The organism is Microbulbifer sp. ALW1, assembly GCF_009903625.1.
Classification (GTDB): domain Bacteria; phylum Pseudomonadota; class Gammaproteobacteria; order Pseudomonadales; family Cellvibrionaceae; genus Microbulbifer.
Window position 1 is genome coordinate 2,629,994 of sequence record NZ_CP047569.1, and the last position, 21,567, is coordinate 2,651,560.

At 50.8% G+C, this 21,567-nt stretch carries 2 protein-coding genes; both read left to right on the forward strand.

Translation table 11 applies throughout. The features are described 5' to 3' along the window. Window positions 1–265 precede the first annotated feature (265 nt). Complete coding sequence (locus GRX76_RS11020) at window positions 266–20,752, forward strand: putative Ig domain-containing protein (protein WP_160153352.1); 20,487 nt, start codon at window positions 266–268, stop codon at window positions 20,750–20,752. After that, window positions 20,753–21,472, forward strand: coding sequence for a hypothetical protein (locus GRX76_RS11025; protein ID WP_160153353.1), 720 nt, complete (start codon window positions 20,753–20,755; stop codon window positions 21,470–21,472). It abuts the gene before it with no gap. Window positions 21,473–21,567 lie beyond the last annotated feature (95 nt).

Below are 21,567 nucleotides of genomic sequence, written 5' to 3' on the forward strand. Positions count from 1 at the left end.
TGAATGCTAGCAAAGAAGCTTTTTTCTCGACAGTCCTCTGTACGTATCCCTTCCGCATCCGATTCTCTCCAGACTGCTCATCTTTGTGACACGCGTCACATTTTTTGGTCTTTTGTATCTCTTGCCTAAAACTTTTCGCCTGCGTTCCGAATAGGCCTCAAGCAATAACCAAATAATCAGAATCAGGGGCTACCTGCCTGCCATGCAGAAGCGTGCTGCTGGAGTCGGAGCAGCTGGATCTCTCGCTTGACCATGGGACCGCACTATGACCGCTGTTATTACCTCGAATGGACTGGGCTTACTGAACTCCTCCGCCGATATCCTCGGGGCCTTGGGGCAGAATGGCCAGGCTAGCTTAGGACAGGCAGGGCTGAACAGTTATGTAAACGCTGCGAGCGGTAACCTATTTGTTCGTCAGGCAGACGAGCTGTTGATGGGCTTGGGGTTGGATGCAGGTCTGGTACGTACCTACAACAGTCAGGGCAGTTTTACTGGCGGTATGGGTGATCAGTGGCGGCTGAGTGCCAATCGTTCGTTGGTTATTTCAGGTGATCCGGTTAATGACCTGGAGAATGTCACTATTCGCCGGATCGCCGGCGACGGCTCTGACATTACCTTTACCTACGATGCGACCTCTGGCGAATTCGTCGCTAAGGAAGGGAGCGGTGCGCACGATGCGATCCGCTATGACGCGACAAATAATGCATGGGTGTTCACCGCCGATGACGGTGCGGTAACGGAAACCTATAACGCATCGGGTCAGCTCACCAAGATGTCGGACCGTGCTGGCAATGAAATCAGTTATCAATACAACGCCAACGGCCAGCTGGAAGAGATCCTTCTGCAAGACGGCCAGAAAATGGTGCTGCATTACAACGCCAGTAACCAGCTGGAATCGCTGGAGACGCGGTCAAGCGGCGAAAATCTGGTACAGGTCTACTACAGCTACGATGCAAATGGTCGCCTGGAAACGGTTTCCATTGATTTGGAGCTGGGGGCTGACAACAGTATTGCCGATGGCAAAGCCTACACCACCACCTATAGCTACGACGGTAGCAGCAACCGTATCGCCACCATCACCCAGAGTGACGGCACCACCGTCAGTTTTGACTACGAACTGATCGACGGCAAGTATGCTGTCAAAACGGTCACCGATGGCCAGAACAAGGTAACCACCTACAACTACGGCTTAAGCGATGCCAACGGCTCGTATACCGAAGTTGTTTCCCCCCTGGGGGAAAGCACCAAAATGTACTTTAACAGCGCAACGGGCTATTTGGAGCGTTTGGAAAGCCCGGCTGTTGATGGGCAGCGCCAGGTTGTGCGCTATGCCTATGACGCTGACGGTAACCTTGAGCATGTCATTGATAACGCCAACAACCGCATAGACTATCGATATGATGCCAGCGGTAACCAAACGGCTGTGCGCGATAGTATCGGCAACACGGTTACCCGTACCTATAGCTCAGAAAATCAGCTGCTCACGGAAACCCGCTACCTGGTGGCTGATCCAGATAGCATCGATCAGCCGGGTGCCCCGAGCGGTGCGCAAACCAGTCGTTATATCTATAACGCACAGGGCTTGTTGGCGTATACCGTTGGTGCAGATGGATCAGCATCGGCATTTGATTATGACGGGTTCGGGCAGCTTTCTGATACCTGGGTAATGACGGATGACCACTATGATGTATCGGGCCTTGCCGATGATGAGGCGCCCAGTCTTGCTGCAATGGATACGTGGCGCTCCGGTCTGGATCTGAGCCGGGCTCAGCGAACCACTCTTACTTATGACTTTCGCGGTCAGCTGCAAAGCAGTACTCAGTGGAATACCCTGGATGCTGCAGGCGAAGGCGTCGGAACGGCGGCAACCAGCTACTTCTTCTATGACCAAACCGGGCAACTGATTAAGCAGGTTTCTGCCGAAGCGGAATCTGCTAGCGCTACCGCTGCTGCTGTAGAAACGGATTACGCCGCCGTTTACAGCTACGACGGTATGGGCCGTGTAACCAGTGTCACCAATGCAGAAGGCAACCAGGTTACAACGACCTATAAAGACGGCCAGAGCACCATTGAAGTACAAAATGGACTGGGTCTAACCACCAGCTCTGTTTATGACGCGCGGGGTCAACTAACGAGCGTTACCCGGAGTGCCGGTGGTGGCACTGAGGACTATGGGTCCAGTCGTTATTATTACGATGACAATGGCCGCTTGCGCACCAGTGTGGATGCCGCAGGTGCTCGTAGCTATCAGTTTTACAACGCGTTGGGTCAAGTTGTTTACAGTGTCGACGCGAGCGGCGGTGTTACCGAGTTTAAATATAACGATCAAAACCAGCTTGAAGAGCGCATCGTATTTACCAATACCGTTGATGCGGCTACGTGGTTCGATGAAGGTGCCCAGCAATACTTTATTACTACTGCGGATTTTGAAGGGAACTTTAAACCCACTACAGATGGCTTGGATCGCAGTGTCAGCTTTACCTATCTGGATAATGGGTTGTTGCAGACTGAAACGGCGGGCGTAGGTGATAATCCGGTCGTCACCACCTATCACTACGACGGTGCAGGTCAGTTACTCAGAACGGAAACCAGTGCCGATGGCGTAGGTACCGATGGAAACCGTGAAAGTCGCTTTTTCTATGACAGTGTTGGGCGTCAGCTGGGCACGGTCGATGCAGAAGGCTACCTGATCCAGAACCGCTACAACGCTGCCGGGCAATTGGTGCAGCAAATCCGCTACGCCACTCAACTCGACAGCGCCGACGCCTTTAGCGAGAGCAATGACTTCAGCGCACTGCTCACTCTCGTGGGTACCGATGCGCAGGACCGGTCCGTCCGCTACTGCTACAACAGCAAAGGGCAGCTCAGTCACGAAATCTCCCACCAGGGTTACGTCACCCAATACGAATATAATCTGAGCGGCCAGCAAGCCAAGGTCACTCAGTTTGCCACTGCGCTCAACGCTGGCCAGTTGGCTGCGCTCACTGACATCAGTGGTGTCACCCCGACTGCAGATGCCGACAAAGACCAGTGGATCAGCTATAGCTACGATCATGCCGGGCGCCTGCAGACCAGCCGCAATCACCGTGGGCTATATGTATTCAACCAATACGACAATACCGGTAACCTCGTTCAGGTCACCAGTTACCAGATCGATAGCAACGGTGATGCTGTCGACACTGACGGGGATGGTCAAACCAGCGACAATATCCGAAACCGGTATCTGCGCTACGATGCCGCTGGCCAACTAACTGGCGAGCTAAATGCGCAACAGTTGGCTGATATCGCCGGAACGCTCGGTATCACCCTGAACAGTAATGGCGCGACCGAATTAACGAAAACGCAGCTGGATACGGCAATTGACACCCACAATCAAGGGGTGCGTCATATCTATAGCAGTGCTGGCCGCTTAATCGAAAGTCAGGATACCCAGGGTAACAGTACGCACTACATCTACGATGAGCGCGGTCAGCTTGTCTACCTGATTGTCGAGGATGCGCAAACTCAAAAGGCCAGCGTTACCGAGACCCGTTATAACGTCTTTGGTGATGCCCGCAGCAGCCGCGGCTATGCCCAGAAATTTGATCTTAGTGATGGACCTACCAATAGCGCACTCAACAACGCACTCGCAAACGCGCAGGGCGCAGTAACTGGCGAGCTGGAGTCGCTTGTAGGCGGCTTGGCGGACGATGGCCGCGACCGTGTAACCAGCTATCACTACAACACCCGTGGCCAGCTGGCGACCGTATTGCGTCAGGTTATAGACAGCCAGAGCCAGCCCGCGTCGCTGACCACCACCAATGACTACACAACCTGGGGCGAACTGAAAACCGTTACCACCGATATCGGCGCGATCGACCAGGCGGGAAGTGAAACTCGGGTCAGCAAATTTACCTATGACAATCGCGGCCTCCAGCTCACTAGCGTGCAGGATTCCGGCGCGTTACCTGCGAACCTGAATATCACCAGCAGCCAGGAATACGATGCCTTTGGTCGTGTCACGCAAGCCACCGATGCGCGTGGCAACACCAGCTATTACGACTATCAGGACCAGGGTCGTACCGTTGTGGTCACAGATCCGCTGGGCAATGCCGCTACCAGCAGCTACGACGCCTTCGGCCGCGTACTCACCACCATCGACGCTCTAGGTCAGGCCACCAGCTACGCCTACAGCATCGACGCCGCGACCGGCGAACAGACCACCAGTGTCACCCTGCCCGGCGGCATCACTACCCATAGCACTAGAGACAGCTTCGGCCAGATCCTCCGCGTCGTGGACGGGGAGGGCAGCGAGACGCGCTTTGCCTACGACCTCAACGGCAACCTCACCCGCAGCGAGCAGACCATTGACGGCCAGAGCATCGTCACCTCTGAAAACCAATACAACGCCGCCAATCAACTGATCGAAACTTTCGACGGCGAGGGGCGCAAGGTTCGCTACAGTTACGACGCCAACAACCGCGTACTCACTCAGAGTATCGACCCGGATACTCTCAATCTTCAGACTCAATATGCCTACGATGGTTTTGGGCAAACGGTTACCGTCACAGACGCCGAGGGGCGACAGGTGGCCACCAACTATGATGCGTTGGGTAATAAAACACAGGTAATCGTCGACCCTGACGGCCTTGCCCTGACAACGACTTATAATTATGACGCCAACAGCAATGTTACCAGTGTCACCGACGGCAATGGAGACACTACTTACTACGCCTACGATGCGCTGAATCGTTTGCGTTTTGTGGTAGATGGCAACCGGCATGTACGGGAGACTGTTTACGACGCGTCGGGAAATGTGGTGCAGAGCAAGCAGCACGAAGCCGCACTTCCAGTTGCCGTTAGCGACCTTTCGGAAAGCAGTATTGATAATTACCTGGGAGGTATTTCTGCGGATAGCGTCGCACAATCCACGCGCTACTTTTACGACGCCGCCGGCCGTCAGCGCTATAGCGTTGATTCAGCGGGCTATGTGATTGAAAACCAAATCGATGAGCTCGGCCGGGTGACAGGAATCCATAAGCACGCCACCCCGGTGGATGCTGGATTGGATGATGTCGGCATCACCAGCGCGATAGCCGGTCTGCAAAACAACCTGCTGTCCGAAAATTTTTCCGGGGATTTAAGCCAGAGCTTCAAAGGCAATTACATCGATGGTCCGGATGGCGTTGTGGATCAGGTCGACGGTCGCCTTGTGTTTGTACATAAGGACGCCGCTGGCGCCGGGGATGCCTGGCCCGAGATTGAGACACAAAAGACCTTCCGCATGGACGGTGAGGTCGCGGTCAAGTACGAGATTACCACCGGTGCAACATCAGAAGATGCCTACCTGACAGCCGGTATTAAAAACGATGGTCAGGGAAGTAGCGTCTACCGTCATGGTGTTTACTTCGACGGTCAAAACATCCGTGCGCACACCATTGAAGCCGGCGTACACGGCTATGTAGATCTGGGTAGTGCAGGCGCGGATACCACTTATATCGTGGAGCAAGAGGTGGTTGGCAACACTTCTACCGTTTACGTCTATACCAAGGGCACGACCCGAGTTTCTGGTTGGTCCCACAGCCTGCAGGTCGATGAAAACACCTGGGGCACCGTCAACTTCCGCGCACACGGCTGGCAGACCGAAGGGGCCCCTAATACAGAGACCTATCTGGACAATCTGGTTCTCTACAAAAAGAACACCGAGTCCCGCAGCACTTACAGCTTCTACAACGACAAAAACGAACGCCAGTTTGTTGTGGATGAAGCGGGCTATGTCAGCGAGTACCGGTATGACGCCAACGGTCGTGTAACGGAGGTTACCCGCTATGACTTTACGGTGGATGCCCGGGTTCAGAATACCGCCGGCATGGCGGCACTGATTGCCGCCAGCAACCCCGAAAGTACATCCACCTACACTACCTACGACGAAGCCGGTCGCGAGCGCTTCTTTATCGATGGCGATGGCTATGTCAGCGAGACTCTGTACGACAACTCGGGCATGGTGGTAGAGCATAAGCGGTATGCGGAGAAATATTCTGGCTTCGGATACAGCGATGCCGAGCTGGCAACATTTACCTCCGGTCAGTTTGGCAGTGCTGTCTTGTCAAATAGAAGCTTCTACGACGCGGCAGGGCGGACTCTGTTCGAAGTCAATGAGGCTTTGGAAGTTACAGAGTACAAATATGACAATACCGGAAAAGTATCCCAGGTAATTCGCTACGAGGCGATCGATGGGGCGGATGCAAGTAGCGCTGAATCCATTCGCGGCCAGGTAGATTTACTCGCCGTTACCGCCTTCACGGAGACCTACAAATACGATAGCGCCGGGCGAAACGTATTGTCCATCGACAATGCGGGTGAAGTCACTCAGCGCTTGTACAACAACGATGGTACCGTGTCTCGTATATCCGTATATGCAGATAACATCACTAGTGCGCAACTTGATTTTGATGCAGATGGTATTTTGCAACACCTGCGCGATAGCGGGAGTGAGCGACGTGATGATTTCAAGTTCTATGACGAAATTGGTCGAGTAATATATGTTCTCGACACTGAAGATCGTCTCACGGAGTACCGGTATGATGCCTTTGGCAACATCGAAGATACCCTCACGTATGGCTCGTTGTTGGTAACACGGGTAGATCCCGAAAACCCCTTGCTCGCAGACTTGCAAAGCGCGCTGGACAGTTATCCCTATGAAACCTCTGCGCGGAAAACCAGTTCCGAATACGATTCCTTAAATAGGAAGCTCTCTGCAACAGACGGTGAAGGTAACACCGAATATTTCCGATACGATGCATTCGGGAACCTGCAATTCTATACAAACAAAGCGGGTTCTTACGCCCTCGATCCCCAATATACCTGGGAGTATGTATACGATTCGAGAGGTAATCGTACCTTCGAATATTCTCCTGAGGTCGAGTTCTATACTGCCGGCCATCAAACGGTAGATGGTGAGCTTGCACTTTCCGAGCAAACGACAAAGGTCCAGGCACAGGTCGTCACCGAGACAACCTACGATGCCTATGGCCGCGTAGTGGATCGAACAGAAGGTATCATGAAGCAGGGTGAGGGGTCGCTGGATCACTCTTTCGCAAGAACGACCACATACGGATATGACAATCGCGGAAATCAGATATCCATAGATTATCCAATGGTAACGGAAACAGCGTCGGATGCCTCTATTATCGGTACGCCCCGCGTGGAAACGCTGTATGACGGGTTTGGCCGTGCAGTGGCAAACAAGAATGTGCGCGGTCACGTATCATACAAACTGTACGATAGCGAAGGTCAGGTTAAGTATGAGATTGATGCAGAAGGCTATGTCACCGAATATGGTTACGATTTTAAGGGTAACCAAACGTCCGTATTGCGATATGCAGAGCGCTGGTCGGGTATAGGGGCGCAGGGCTTTAACGAAATTCAGCTGGCGGATCTTGAAGCGGATCTAGCTGCGTCAGAATATCTCGATAACGACGACAATCGGACGTTAACGCGTCTGTTCGATGCGAGCAACCGAATCACCGAAGTTATGCAGGAGAAAATCGAATATTTTGATTCGGCTACAGGTGTTCGAAAGATAGGGGCACCAACAACCAAATATACCTATAACCAGTATGGTGAGCTTGCGCTCGAGCAGGTGAAAATTAGTGGTGACGATTATGTAGAGGGGGAGGAAGACAGCAATCCGCTCTATTTGTCGACTTATCACTATTACAATGATAACGGCGAAAGAGTGCTTACTATCGATCCGGAGGGATATGTCACCAAATGGGACTACAATCTTTTTGGCCAAGTATCGTTAGTTACCGAATTCGCCCGGGCGATCGATGTCTCCACAGGGCTGGATATTAATGAAAAGCCAAACGATCCGGCACCGGTCTATTCGAACAGTCCGCTACCTTCCGGATATGACAGAGTTACGCAATATCTCTATGACAATCGTGGTTTGCGAACTACTGAGAGCCGATTAAGTCTAGCGTTCCATAGCTATTCCGAATCTGTAGCTCTTACATCAACATCGAGCGGTGCAATACATACGCACACAAAATACGATAGCCTGGGGCGGGCCTTTCTAACCGAGACCGAGATAGGTCCAGACGAAACTCTAAGCACTACGCTTACATACAACACTCTAGGGCATGTGATTTCTACCGAAGAAACCGCTCGCTCTGTCATTGCCGATATATCTGATGACAGTACTTTCTCAGGTGTGGCTTCCGATTATGATATTGCCAACGAGGCTTTGCTGGGCACCGATGCTAACGGCGTGCTTGACGAAGTTATTCCATTTACGGCCTACCAGTACGACATTTTCGGAAACGTTGTTAAAGAGCACGTTTACGCAGAGTATAAAAACCCGGAAATCGACAATACTTCGCATCAAGACAAAATTTCATTCTACGCGTACAACGAACTCGGACAAAAGATTGCTGAAGTTCAGGCCAATGACAGTGATGGTCAAAGCAATGCGACGACCAAGCGTTATGCCTACGACTTAGCGGGTAACGTACTCGAAGTCTCCCAGCAGTATTCCAATAACGGATCCGCAATCCCGCTTCTAGCCAAAACATCATACGAATACAACAAAAATGGGCAGCAAATTACGACTGTTGTTGACCTGAGTGATTCTGCCCAGTTGAACTATGGGGATCAAACCGTAGGTGATGAGCGCATTGAGGTAGATTACAACGCGTTCGGTGAGGTTAAGGCGCGCGGTGATAACCGTGGCAGCTTTCAGGAAAGCTTTACCTATAACGATGGTGGAAACCTCGCGGTAGGCACCGATGCCAAAGGTAACCCCGTAGAGTATTACTACGATCTCTCCGGGCGTTTGACAAAAGAGGTTTCACGGATTGGCGGTGAGACCATCTATCGCTACGATCGTAATGGCAATGCAGTCGAAACCCAGTTGCAGTCTCATACACAAAATTTCTCATTGGGCGTTGGCAACGAGGTCACAGTCGCCAAGCTCGTTAAGAAATCCTTTGACCGTTGGGGTAATACCTTAACCGTTACTGACGGCGGTGGCACGGATGCGAATTCGGCCAATACCACGACCTATATGTACAACCACAATGACCAGGTTGTATTCGAACAGAAGGCGATGGTAAAGGTTACCGGTGCAGACGGTGAAACTTGGGAAGAGGCACCGATTATCAGAAGTTACTATGACAAGTGGGGTAACTTAATCGCTGTCTCTGATGCGCGGGAAGACGGAAATGTAGGTACAGCTTCAATCGATGAGCTGGACTACACGCATTTTTATCAGTACGACAAGTTTAATCGCCTGGTGAAGGAGATCGATACCGGCGGGAACGAAACGCACTACGCTTATGACGTTTTCAATCGTCAGGTTGCAAAACAGGATGCGCTGAGCAAGATTGCCATAACGGAGTACGATCGACTCGACAATATCACTCGCCTGGCGGATCTTCGTTATGACAATAATGATGCTGCCTATATTCAGGAGATCATCAAGCATTCCTATAACGAGTTAAATCACCAGATCTCTACATCAATTGCGCATAGTAAATCTAATCAGGATGGCAGTACGGTATTTGCTACCTCGCTCACCGATTATGATGTGCGCGGTAATGTCGTGCGGACGCAAAGTGCAGAACACCTAAATGGTGCCGAGGATGGCTACCAGGGCGTGGTGAGAGTCTACCGTTTTGACGAGCGCGGTAGAAAAATTCTGGATCAGTACGGCTATACACCTGAGCTTGATGCAGATGCTGGAAGTCAAACCTGGTCCTATGACTATTACGGAAATACCACAGCATATAAGGATCTCGGTGACGTAAATTATGCCTACGAGTACTTCGAAAATGGTTTGCTGAAGCGTAAGGTCCACGATGGTCACGTGGGAACAGCAGAGGCCGGCGTCTATTACACCTACTATGAAAACGGCGCACTCAAGACTATTGAGGACTACGGCACGCCTGGCGATGATAACAGCCGTACGTTGACTGCTCGCTATGAATACGACGCAAACGGTCAGAGAACGTACGAATACGTCGGCGGTAGTGACACGTTCGGAAATGCTTACCGGCAAGAAACTCACACTCTCTATGATGATCATGGGAGAATTGGTCGCGTCTATGTTCATGACTTGGAACAAGATGTCGTCACCATGGATACAGCGTACAAATACGACGAGGTCGGTAACCGCCGTGTCGTGATTGTTACCTCACAGTACGATAAAAGCTATGTCCCGCGTGTTAACAACGCGCCTACAGTTCAGGTCGTTATTGGAGATAAGTCAGCTCCGGAGTATGACAACCAGATTATTAATCTTGGTATTGATATTTTTAACGATACTGATCAGGGTGACACGCTCAGTATCAATGCCTACCTTCGCGGCTGGGACAGCCATGAGATTTATTATGAGGGGGTAACCTATCCATACCACGTGCGGAGCAATGAACTGTTGGCCGCGCCGGACTGGTTGGAAGTGATCTACAACGAGTCGACAGGTTTGTTGCAGCTGAAAACGACGGCACCTCCGGCTTCTACCTTGACAGAGAAAAATTTCGGTTCTCGCCAGCCCAATAATGGTGCTGTTGCAGGCGAATATGAAATTATATTGATTGCGCGTGATTCGGCGGGTGCGACCGCAGAAACTTCGTTTAATCTTCAGATGACTGAGCGGGCCAATGAGGCGCCTGTAAAGCTTGTCGACGTTGCGCCCGTTAACATCAATGAGCTGGAAACTGAGTCTTTCCCCCTCGGGCAAGTGTTCTCTACAGAAGAGTGGGATACTTTATCCTATGACATTTCCATGCGCAGGTGGCAGCCGAGCTATGTGGGAAGCGGTCAATGGGATTATTCCGCGCAGGAGACTTCCGTGCCAGGTTGGATCGAATTGCGTGAGGGGGAAGACGGGCTTTATCTGGATGTGACTTATCCACCGTCGGGAGCATCGGAAGGCTCATTCCTCAATGGCCCAACGGAACCCGGAACCTACCAACAGCCTGATTCAGCCGGTAATGGCGAGTATCTGATTTTCCTGACTGCTACAGATTCACGTAATGCTACGACGCGTGAGGAATTTACGCTCTCTGTCGCTCCGTACGATAATCAGAAGCCAGTTGTTCACGTTGGTTCTGCTACCGAGCTCGCGCTCAAAAACGCGCAAATAGATGAAGGTACGGATATCAGTTCCTTGAACTTGTCTTTAGATGGCTTGTTCTCGGATCCCGAGGATTTTGATCTTAACGTAAGTCTCCACAGTGCTCCCAGCTGGCTGTCTTACAATGAGACTCAAAAACGCTTTGAGGGTACACCACCTGCCACATACGTCGACTTAAACTTTGACGTGACGGTACGCGCAACTGACGAGCGCGGTACTTCAACCGACTATACCTTCACTATCGATGTAGCAAACATCAACGATGCGCCCTGGACGGTGTTGGCTACGCCCGATACCTATACGGTAAAAGGGGGAGACAGTCTTCCTATTGATTTGGATGATGTCTTTGTTGATCCAAACGGCGATGCACTGACCTACACGGTTAAATATAACGGCAGTACGCAATTACCCAGTTGGATTACCCTGGAGTCAGGTATAGTTCGCGCGACCCCGTCTGCGCTTTCGCAGATCGGTGACCACATTCTCGAGTTTATCGCATCCGATGGCAGTTTGACCAAGGCGCACACGGTAACTTTAACCGTTGAGGATGCGGTAAATACGTCACCGCTAGCCAATGGCTCCATCTCTGCTCAGGTAACTAACGAGCTAGCAATCGAATCGATTCCCCTTGGGACGAACCTGTTTACGGACTCCGGCTGGTTCGAAACACTCGACCTATCACTGGAAATGAAGCGTTGGACTCCAATCGGATCGCCGCAGAACGGACAGTGGAACTATGTTGAGACCACGCGTGCGGCTGCTCCGGATTGGATGCAGATTCGCAAGTCCGGAAACAATTACTTCCTCGATATTGTCAAGCCAGATTCCGGTGTTTCTTCGGAAGGGCTGCTACATGGAATGAACGCCCCACATCCTTCTCAGCAGCCGGGGGGGGAGGGCAATGGCACCTTTGCCATATATCTCGTAGGAACCGATAGGCAGGGAGCGCGTGCAGAATTTTTATTCCAAGTCACCGTTGAGCCATATGTAAACAGTAAACCTGTTGTGAATACTGGTTCTGCTGTCGAACTTGCTTTTAGGAATGTTTCGGTTACTGAACAAACCAATATCAGTAGTCAGAATCTAACACTCGATGGACTGTTTAGTGATCCAGAAGAGTTTGGTTTGACGATTGATGTTACAAGCGCGCCAAGTTGGCTTTCATACAATGAAGTTGAAAAGCGCTTCGAAGGTACTGCACCTTTAACATTCCAGGATCTTTCCTATGATGTGACAGTGCGCGCAACAGACGAGCGTGGCGCGCATGCAGACTATACCTTCACCGTTATTGTCGATAATGTAAACGACGCGCCATGGTTAGCACTGGGTACGCCCAGTACCTATACCGTAAACGGTGGGGATACCCTCCCAATTGCGCTTGACGATGTATTTAGTGATCCGAATGGCGATGCGCTGACTTACACCGTTAAGTACAACGGTAGTACTTCAATCCCTTCGTGGATCTTCTGGGATAGTGCAAATGGAGCACTGTCTATTACCCCTGATGCACTTTCTCAGATAGGCAACCACTCGCTCGAATTTATTGCCTCCGATGGTAGCCTGACAAAGTCGCATACTGTTACCTTGACGGTGGTCGATTCACTCAATAGCGCTCCGACCGTAAACGGCACGGTTACCAATAAGGTGACCAACGAACTGAAAACCCAGTCGATTTTCTTGGGCTCAAGCCTCTTCTCGGACGGGGATTGGTTGGACACGGTCGAGTTGTCGCTGGAGATGAAGCGGTGGACCCCAATGGGTGCGCCGCAAAACGGTCAGTGGTCCTACGTGGAAACAACACGTGCTGACGTGCCCGATTGGATGAAGATTCGCAAGTCCGGTGATAACTATTACCTGGATATTACCAATCCGCCGGTCGGCGTAGCGGAACAGGGGTTCCTGCATTCGCTTGCGGCACCGAACCCCAGTAGAGACCCGAGTTCCACCGGGGATGGTAAGTTTGCTATTTATCTGGTAGCGACGGACCGTCACGACGCGCGCTCGGAAATCGAGTTTGAAGTAAATGTCAACCCTTACATTAATAGTAAACCTGAGGTAAATACCGGTGCTGCGGTTGAGCTGGCGTTACGCAACGTAGAGATTGTCGAGCAGAATAGTATCAATTCGATGAATCTCACTCTGGAGGGTTTGTTTTCCGATCCGGAAAATCGTCCTCTGACAATCTCACTGGTGAACAAGCCTGGATGGTTGACCTACGATGAGGCCGAGAAGCGCTTTGAAGGCACCGCACCGTCAATATTCCAGGACACTACCTACACAGTGAAGGTGCGTGCGACGGATGAACGTGGCGAATATATCGATTACACATTTACTATCGACTCCATCAACCTGAACGATCGTCCGCGCGTGGCGGATGCGCGGGTCTACTACTACGTAACCGGTGGTGGTAGCGAAACCATCAACATGAACACCATGTTTGTCGACGACAACGGTGACGCACTGTCGTTCACCGCGAAATACAATGGCGGCACCTCGATCCCGGGTTGGTTGAGCTGGAACAGTGGCACCGGTCTTTTGACGGCGACACCCAATGCCGTTTCGCAAGTTGGTGAGCATACCCTAGAGTTCGTCGCCTCCGATGGCAGCCTGACGAAATCCCATACTGTCACCTTGACGGTACTGGACCCGGTCAACAACGCTCCCAGTGCTAACGGTTCCATAACGAACAAGTCAACTAACGAGTTGAAGACTCAATCTATTCTGCTGGGTAGTAACTTATTTTCGGATGGGGATTGGCTTGACACTCTAGATATCTCGTTAGAGATGAAACGCTGGACACCAACTGGCGCCCCTCAGAATGGGCAGTGGAACTACGTGGTGACCACTAGGGCATCGGCACCTAGTTGGATGGAAATTCGAAAGGCTGGAAATAATTACTACCTGGATATCACCAACCCGCCAGTAGGCGTATCGACGCAGGGGCACTTGAATAGTCTCAGCGCACCAGATCCTTATAGAGACCCCAGTGCCGCAGGCAGCGGCGACTTTGGCATTTATCTGGTGGCTACCGATAGAAGGGGGGCCAGGGCAGAGCACGAGTTCGAAGTTAGCGTTGCTCCTTATGTGAACGTCAAACCCACGCTGAATACTGGCTCTGCAGCTGAGATGCAATTCAGAAATGTCTCCATGACAGAACAGACCAATATCAGTAACAAGAACCTGACGCTGGATGGACTGTTTAGTGATCCGGAAAACCGTGGTTTGACATACAGTATTGTCACCAAGCCCGGATGGCTTGTTTACGACAATACCGACAATCGTTTTGAAGGCGTTGCTCCGGCAATCACTCAGGACACAAACTACACAGTGAAGGTACGTGCTACCGATGAACGTGGTGCTTATACGGACTATACGTTTACTATTGCCTCAATCAATGTGAACGACGCACCGTCGCTGACAAACGGTACAACGACTTACAGTGTCACTGGTGGTTCCAGCCGCTCAATCGGTCTCGATGACTTGTTCTCGGATCCCAATGGCGATGCACTGTCGTATACCGTGAAGTATAACGGTAGTACCAGTTTGCCCAGTTGGATCACCTACAACGCCACGTCGCATGTGGTCAAGGCTACGCCGACGGCATTGTCGCAGATTGGTAACCACACGCTGCAGTTTATTGCATCCGATGGATCTTTGACCAAAAGCCATACAATTACCCTGAGTGTTTCGGATTCAGTGAACAGTGCGCCCACCGCGAATGCTTCCATTTCGAACAAAACTGCGCGGGAGCTCGAGAGTAAGAGTATTAATCTCGGCTCCAACCTGTTTACCGATGTCGATTGGCTGGAAGATCTGACGTATTCTGCGGAGATGAATAAGTGGAATGTTACCGGTACTCCGGTGAACGGAAACTTCAGCTATTCCCTGACCAAAACCGGGCTTCCTAGCTGGATGAAGCTGCGCGTATCCGGTGGCACTTTCTACCTCGATATCACCAACCCGCCGGCCGGGGCCTCCACCGGAGCGTTCTTCAATCAGCCCAATTACCCGAATCCGAGTGCGACACCTGGCTCTGATGAGAGCCAGTACTATATCTATGTCAAGGCGACCGACCGCCGCGGTGCGGTAAAAACAATCGGCTTTACAGTCGATGTATCGCAATACACGAATGATGCGCCCGTCGTAAATACCGGCTCTTCAGCGGAAGTGAAGCTGCGGAGCGTTTCGTTGAATGAACAGACCAATATCAATGCCAAAAACCTGACTTTGGATAATGTATTCACGGATCCGGAAAATCGCGGTCTGACGTATACGCTGGTGACCAAACCGAGTTGGCTTACGTATAACGCCTCCACCCGAGAATTTGAAGGTACTGCACCGAATATAACGCAAGATACGAATTATACAGTCAAGGTACGTGCGACCGATGAACGTGGTGCTTACGTCGATTACACTTTCGTCATCAAGTCCATCGCGAATAATGATCGACCATCCGTTATCAATAGTACATCGACATATTCTGTGACTGGGGGTAATACCTGGTCGAAAGACATGGACACCATCTTTGCGGATGTGAACGGGGATGCGCTGAGCTATACGATCAAGTACAACGACAGCACCAGCCTGCCGGGATGGATCAGCTACAATGGCACTTCGCATGTTGTAAGTGCCACACCTAATGCTTTGTCCCAAGTTGGAAGTCATACGCTGCAGTTTGTAGCTTCAGATGGTGCTTTGACCAAAACGCATACAATCACGCTGAACGTTTTGGAACCTTCCAATAATGCGCCTGTAGCTAATAATTCAATCAGTGCCAAAACTACCACCGAGCTTGAGACCGAGTCCATACTCCTTGGCTCTAACCTGTTTACCGACAACGATTGGCTAGATTCTCTGACTCTAGATTTGGAGATGAACAATTGGACGGTGGGTGGTGCGCCCGTAAATGGGCAGTGGAATTATTATTTGACGAAAACCGATGCACCAAGTTGGATGCAAATCAGAAAATCAGGTAACAATTACTATCTCGATATATCTCGCCCGCCGGAGGATGCATCCAAAAATGCTTTCTTTAATACCGATGCCAAGCCTGGTACATATGAATATCCAGGGTCTGTAGATAGAAATCAATACAAAATCTACTTGATCGCCAGCGACAAAAAAGGCTTGAAAGCGACAATTGGATTTAACGTATACGTTGATCCCTATGTAAACGTTGCGCCGGTGGTCAACAAACTGCTGTTGGATCGCTCCGTGCAGGAGACAAGTACCGCCACTTATACCTTTGCGTCGGACAGTTTTACCGATGCAAACGGCACGGCGCTGACCTACAGTGCAAAGTTGAACAGCGGCTCGGCACTGCCAAGCTGGATTACATTCAACGCCTCCACTAGGAAGTTTACCTTCAGTCCTGCCTATGGAAACCAGGGCAATTACGACATCAAGGTTACCGCCGACGACGGCCGTGGCGGGGTGGTTAGCGATGTCTTTAGACTGAGTATCACTCAAGGTCCAAACCGGGTGCCGACGCGGGTTAACTATATACCCGATCGCACAGGCTCTGTGGGACAGGCATTCAGCTACACCGTGCCGACCAATATCTTCAGTGATCCGGATGGCGATGGTCTGACATACTCTGCGAAACTGAGCAACGGCAATAACCTGCCCAGCTGGTTGTCGTTTAATGCCGGTACCCGCAAGTTTACCGGTACGCCCGCAAGTGGTGGTACGTGGGATATCCGGGTAACAGTGAGTGATGGTCGTGGTGGTACCGCCAATGACATATTCCGGATCACAGTGGCTGCTAATCGCGCCCCTACTACGTCAAACATTCCGAATCGAAGTTTTACGCTGTATACGTGGGAGCCGCTTTTTACGAATGTTTCTAGTTATTTTAGCGATCCGGATGGAGATGAACTGACATATTCTGCAAGTGGACTTCATAGTGGCTTGTCGATTAATTCATCAACTGGAGCTATAAGCGGGCAACCACTTACTTACGGTTCAAGAACGGTAACGGTGACCGCTTCCGATGGTCGGGGTGGAAGTGTTTCCGATGCTTTTGTTTTGACGATCAATATGAGGACCGGTGGTGGTATTGAGCCATACCTTTCCCCCTTGTCCGCACCGATGACTATGGCAATGACGCAGCCAGAGATCGGCGAAGACGGCGAGCTGATTTTCGACCCATTCGACTTCGGCCCTCAAATACCTGTAGCGAAAACCGAATACTGGTATGAGTACGACGGTGAAAACCGTGTTACTACTTCTGAGGGTTCGCTAGACGCCGAGAACAGCCGTATTGTAATTACCGAAGGTAAAGGTGCTTACCTGCACTACGATGCGGTCGGCAATCAGGTGATGCGTGTCGAGCAGACTGGTAGCAGCGAAATGAGCGCTACTCGTTACTCCTACGACCAGCAGGGTCAGATGACTGGGGTTGAAACCTTGGCATCCGGTTTCAATATGTTGATTCCTTCCGACTGGCATACCGAGTCACTGCGTGAAATGGCGCTCAACGACGATGCCTCCTGGTATATGGTTTCCAGCTATTCCTACGATCTGGCCGGTCGCACTCGCTTCCAGCAGCAGTATTACGATGAAAACCGTAATGTGGGTGGTTCATACTATGACCCAACAAGCGGGCAAATCGTTTCTACAAACCGCAATGTGAGTGGTGAAGAGCAGAGTAAAACGGAGAGCCTCTACAATCTCGATGGCAAGCTTGCGCTTGTCACGAGCCAGGAAGCCTTCTGGACGTTTGGATATGCCGGGCCCACTAATCCGACAGCCCATAAATCCTATAGGACGCTGAACCTGACCAGCTATGCAGATGGCTACAACAGCACCGGAAATCTTGAAACATACTCATATGAGAAGCTCGCCAAAGGGGAGGGTGATACCGACCCCGTCAGCGCCTATACGATTACCTATAGCTATTCCTATAAGGCGTTCGATGGCTACAAGGTACACAAGATCATTGGGTCGAGTAATCACAAAGATAAGAAAACTGGTACTACGACTTCCAACTACGATGCATCCGGGCGATTGATCTACACGGATGAAACCTACGCGATCAACAACTACGACAAGGTACAGAAACGTATTTTCCGCTACAACGGTGATAACCAGATTATCAGCAAGGTTGCCGGAGAATTTGATACCGATACACAAAACTTCACCAGCAAGGCGGAAGACGAGCGGAACTACTACTACTCCTCCGGGAACCAGTTGGGCGCCATCGATGGTGCCGGCCGTATTCACTTCGAGGACCAGGCCGCCTATAAGCTCGCCGGTGCACGCGGACCGGCTCAGGGCTCTTTCTACACCGTCCAGTCCGGCGACTCTCTGCGCAGTATTGCGCAGGCACTGTTCGGTTCCAGTTCCCTTTGGTATCTGATTGCCGATGCCAATGGGCTGGCAGATGATGCGGCGGTACTCAGCCAGGGGCAGCAGCTGCGTATTCCCGCGCACAACCCCAGCGTAAACAGCGCCGATAGCTTCAAGCCCTACAGCGCGGATGAGACCATTGGCGATCGTACTCCGGCAGTACCTTACGTACCGCCACCCCCTTCTGCGGATGACGGCTGTGGCGCGATCGGCATGATCATTATGATCGTGGTGGCGGTTGTGGTCACGGTGTATACGGCCGGTGCAGCTACAGCGTTGTTTTCTGGGCTCTCTGGTGGTACGGCAGCAGGTGGTTTCGCTGGTGGAGTTGCGGCACTAAGTGGTAGCGCCGGGCTCGCAGGTGTTGCCGGCGCTGCCGTAGGAGGCTTTGTCGGTTCAGTTGCCAGCCAGTTGGTCGGCAAAGCTCTAGGCGTTGTTGATAGCTTCTCGTTACGTGATGCCGTATCTAGTGGTGTCACTAGTGCTATCACCGCGGGTGTCGGGCACTATGCGAAAGCCGGAAGTTTTTTGAAAGAGGCCCGATGGGCGAAGGGTGCGGTTTCTTACCTGTCTTCTCAAGCTGCTAGGGTAATAACCAATCAAGACACTAACTTTAGCTGGGCAGCGGTAGCCGCTTCATCAATTGGCGCAAAAATAGGCGGCAGTGTGGGTGACGGTGTTGGTAATGTGGTTGGTGAAAAACTTGGGGAAAGCGCGGTAGGCAATTTCGTCAGTGACTTTATTAGCGGTACTGCATCCGGTGTGGCCGCAGCGGGTGTCGCCCGTGCTCTTGGTGTAGGCGGCAAGATCGAACTGCAGTCGATTGCAACGGATGCTTTTGCTAACACCATAGGAAACTCAATTACCGAATCCGCAGCAGTAAGGAGTTTCGACGAAGTTAACAAGCGCTATGCAGATAAGGTGGGCAATGGCGGTGCTATGCAGGCAGCGCAGGCGACGGTCACTGAAAATGTTGCGGACCGCATGGAACAGCTTCAATTGATCGCGAGCGGAAAGAAAGCCGACTTGTATAGCAGCTTGCGAAAGCAGTGGGAGGCAAATAACGACTCGGCAATGGTGCGGCGCCTCAATCAAGCTGCAGATGATATAGAAGGTCTTACCCAAAAAGGTATAGAGCGTGACCTGGTCATCAATGACATGGAATCCCGACTGGCATTGCAGCAGCAGCAGATTCTGCAAGATCGTTTTGACTTCAATCAAGACGTACGCGCATTTGCGGCCGCCAACCCGGTGCAACGTGAAATAGATCCTTCAATCGAGTCGTATCGAAGCTACGCTGCACGTCGTGAAGTTGAAATTGTCCAGTTCAACGAAAAGTGGGACAATTCGAATGGACTGGTGCGATTCCTGGGTGAGACAGCAGTTGGAGTTTGGAATGCCTATGTAGGTGTCGGTGAAGTCGCAGAATACGGCTTTGGACTTTTGGGCGCGATGGGTAGTGATGTTCAGACTCGAAACCTGAGTAGTCTTGGGGATGCTATAGGGAACATTGGGATGCTCGCTGCTGGTGGCTTGAGCGCAGCAGTGGGTATCGACAATGAGTACTCTCGTTTTGCACAACAGACAATCACTGGAGTTGTCGACGCTTATACAGGCTCAGTAGTCGCGGCGTATGAGCGGTCTGGACTCGCCGGAGCTGTTGGTAAGGGCACTGGTGACTTGTTGGGCGCAGTTACTTCTGGAATCATTACGGGTAATGGCGCGGTTTCATTTGCCAAACACTCTCGACTAGCAGGTGCTGAGGTGGTTGAGAGTGTAATGGCGAGGCGTGTTCCAAACAAAGATTTGTACTTAGGTGAAAGGGTCTTTGTTGGTCAGGAAGTAAGTAGCTCATTTGGACAAGCTGGAGCAGTAATCAATGGGAAGACTATACGTACTGTTCCCACGGATGCGGCTGCGAGATTCCAGGGAATGGGCTATTTAGATCCAATGACAAATACATTCAAACCGGCGCCATTAGGTCAAACGTTGGCGGTTGATCACATTTACCCGGTTAAAGAGATAATTAAGTTGCCGAGGTTTAATAAGTTGACTATGGAGCAGCAAATATCAATCATTCATGATAGAGTTGATATTGGTAATTTCCAACCTTTACCTAAAACTTTTAACTCATCTAAAGGTTCAAAGCTGGATTGGGCGACATATCGCCAAAATAATATTAACCCGGTATATGAGCGTAATTTGATAAATCAGCAAATCGAGATAGAAAGTGCGATACAGCGTCAAATTAATGGGTTTTACAAAGCAAACAAAGGTGCAAATTAAATGATGGAGCTATCGTACCCTTATATTTGCGAATTTAAATCTGAAGTTCCAAAAGAAGCGCTATCGCATATAGATCAAGTAATACTTGATCGCCTCGGAAGTAGCTTTTCTGAGTTGTTTCCTAAATTTAGCGGTGTCTTTGGCGGGGCGAGTAGGGCTATTGATAAGTTCTGGAGTCCTCCAAAGTTAGCTCTCCAAAAAGGTGCAAGAGAATGGGCTGCTTATATTGTTGTTCAAAGCGAAACAGAAAACCTATTTTTCATGTTGCAGCCTGATTTTATGGAAAAGGAGGGCGAGCTGTTTGATGAGGATTATCAAATGCTGCCAGAAAGTTGGAAGGAACTCTATCGTTGGTTTAATTCTTTCTGCATGACCCGAAAAGATTTTTGCCCAATGAAATGGTGGAATACTCCTTTTCGTTTTTCCGCTAGGCTAGACCTAGATGACTTTGAGCAAGAAGGGGGGCTTTCCAGAGAAGAAACAGAACGCTTTGTAGCCTCCACAGGGCTCAAAAGGAGCGGACTATCTTGTTTGCTACTGACCGAAAATGGTGACGCTTTGTTTGTAAGCGAAGATGAGTGTGATGGGCGAGTGTTTCATGTCAATACAAAAGATATGGGGGCAGTGACTGAGTTGGATGATCCAAAGTCATCTCTTGATATGTACCTTGAGCATTATTTGTCTTTTGGTGAGTTGAGCAGGTTCAGTTTTATTGATTAGAGTTGTAGTTTCGTTTTGTTGTTCCAAACACGAATGTCAGCAAGAGAGTGTTGTTGTTCAATATGTAAACAACACTTTTGGCCAAGGTGGTGCTG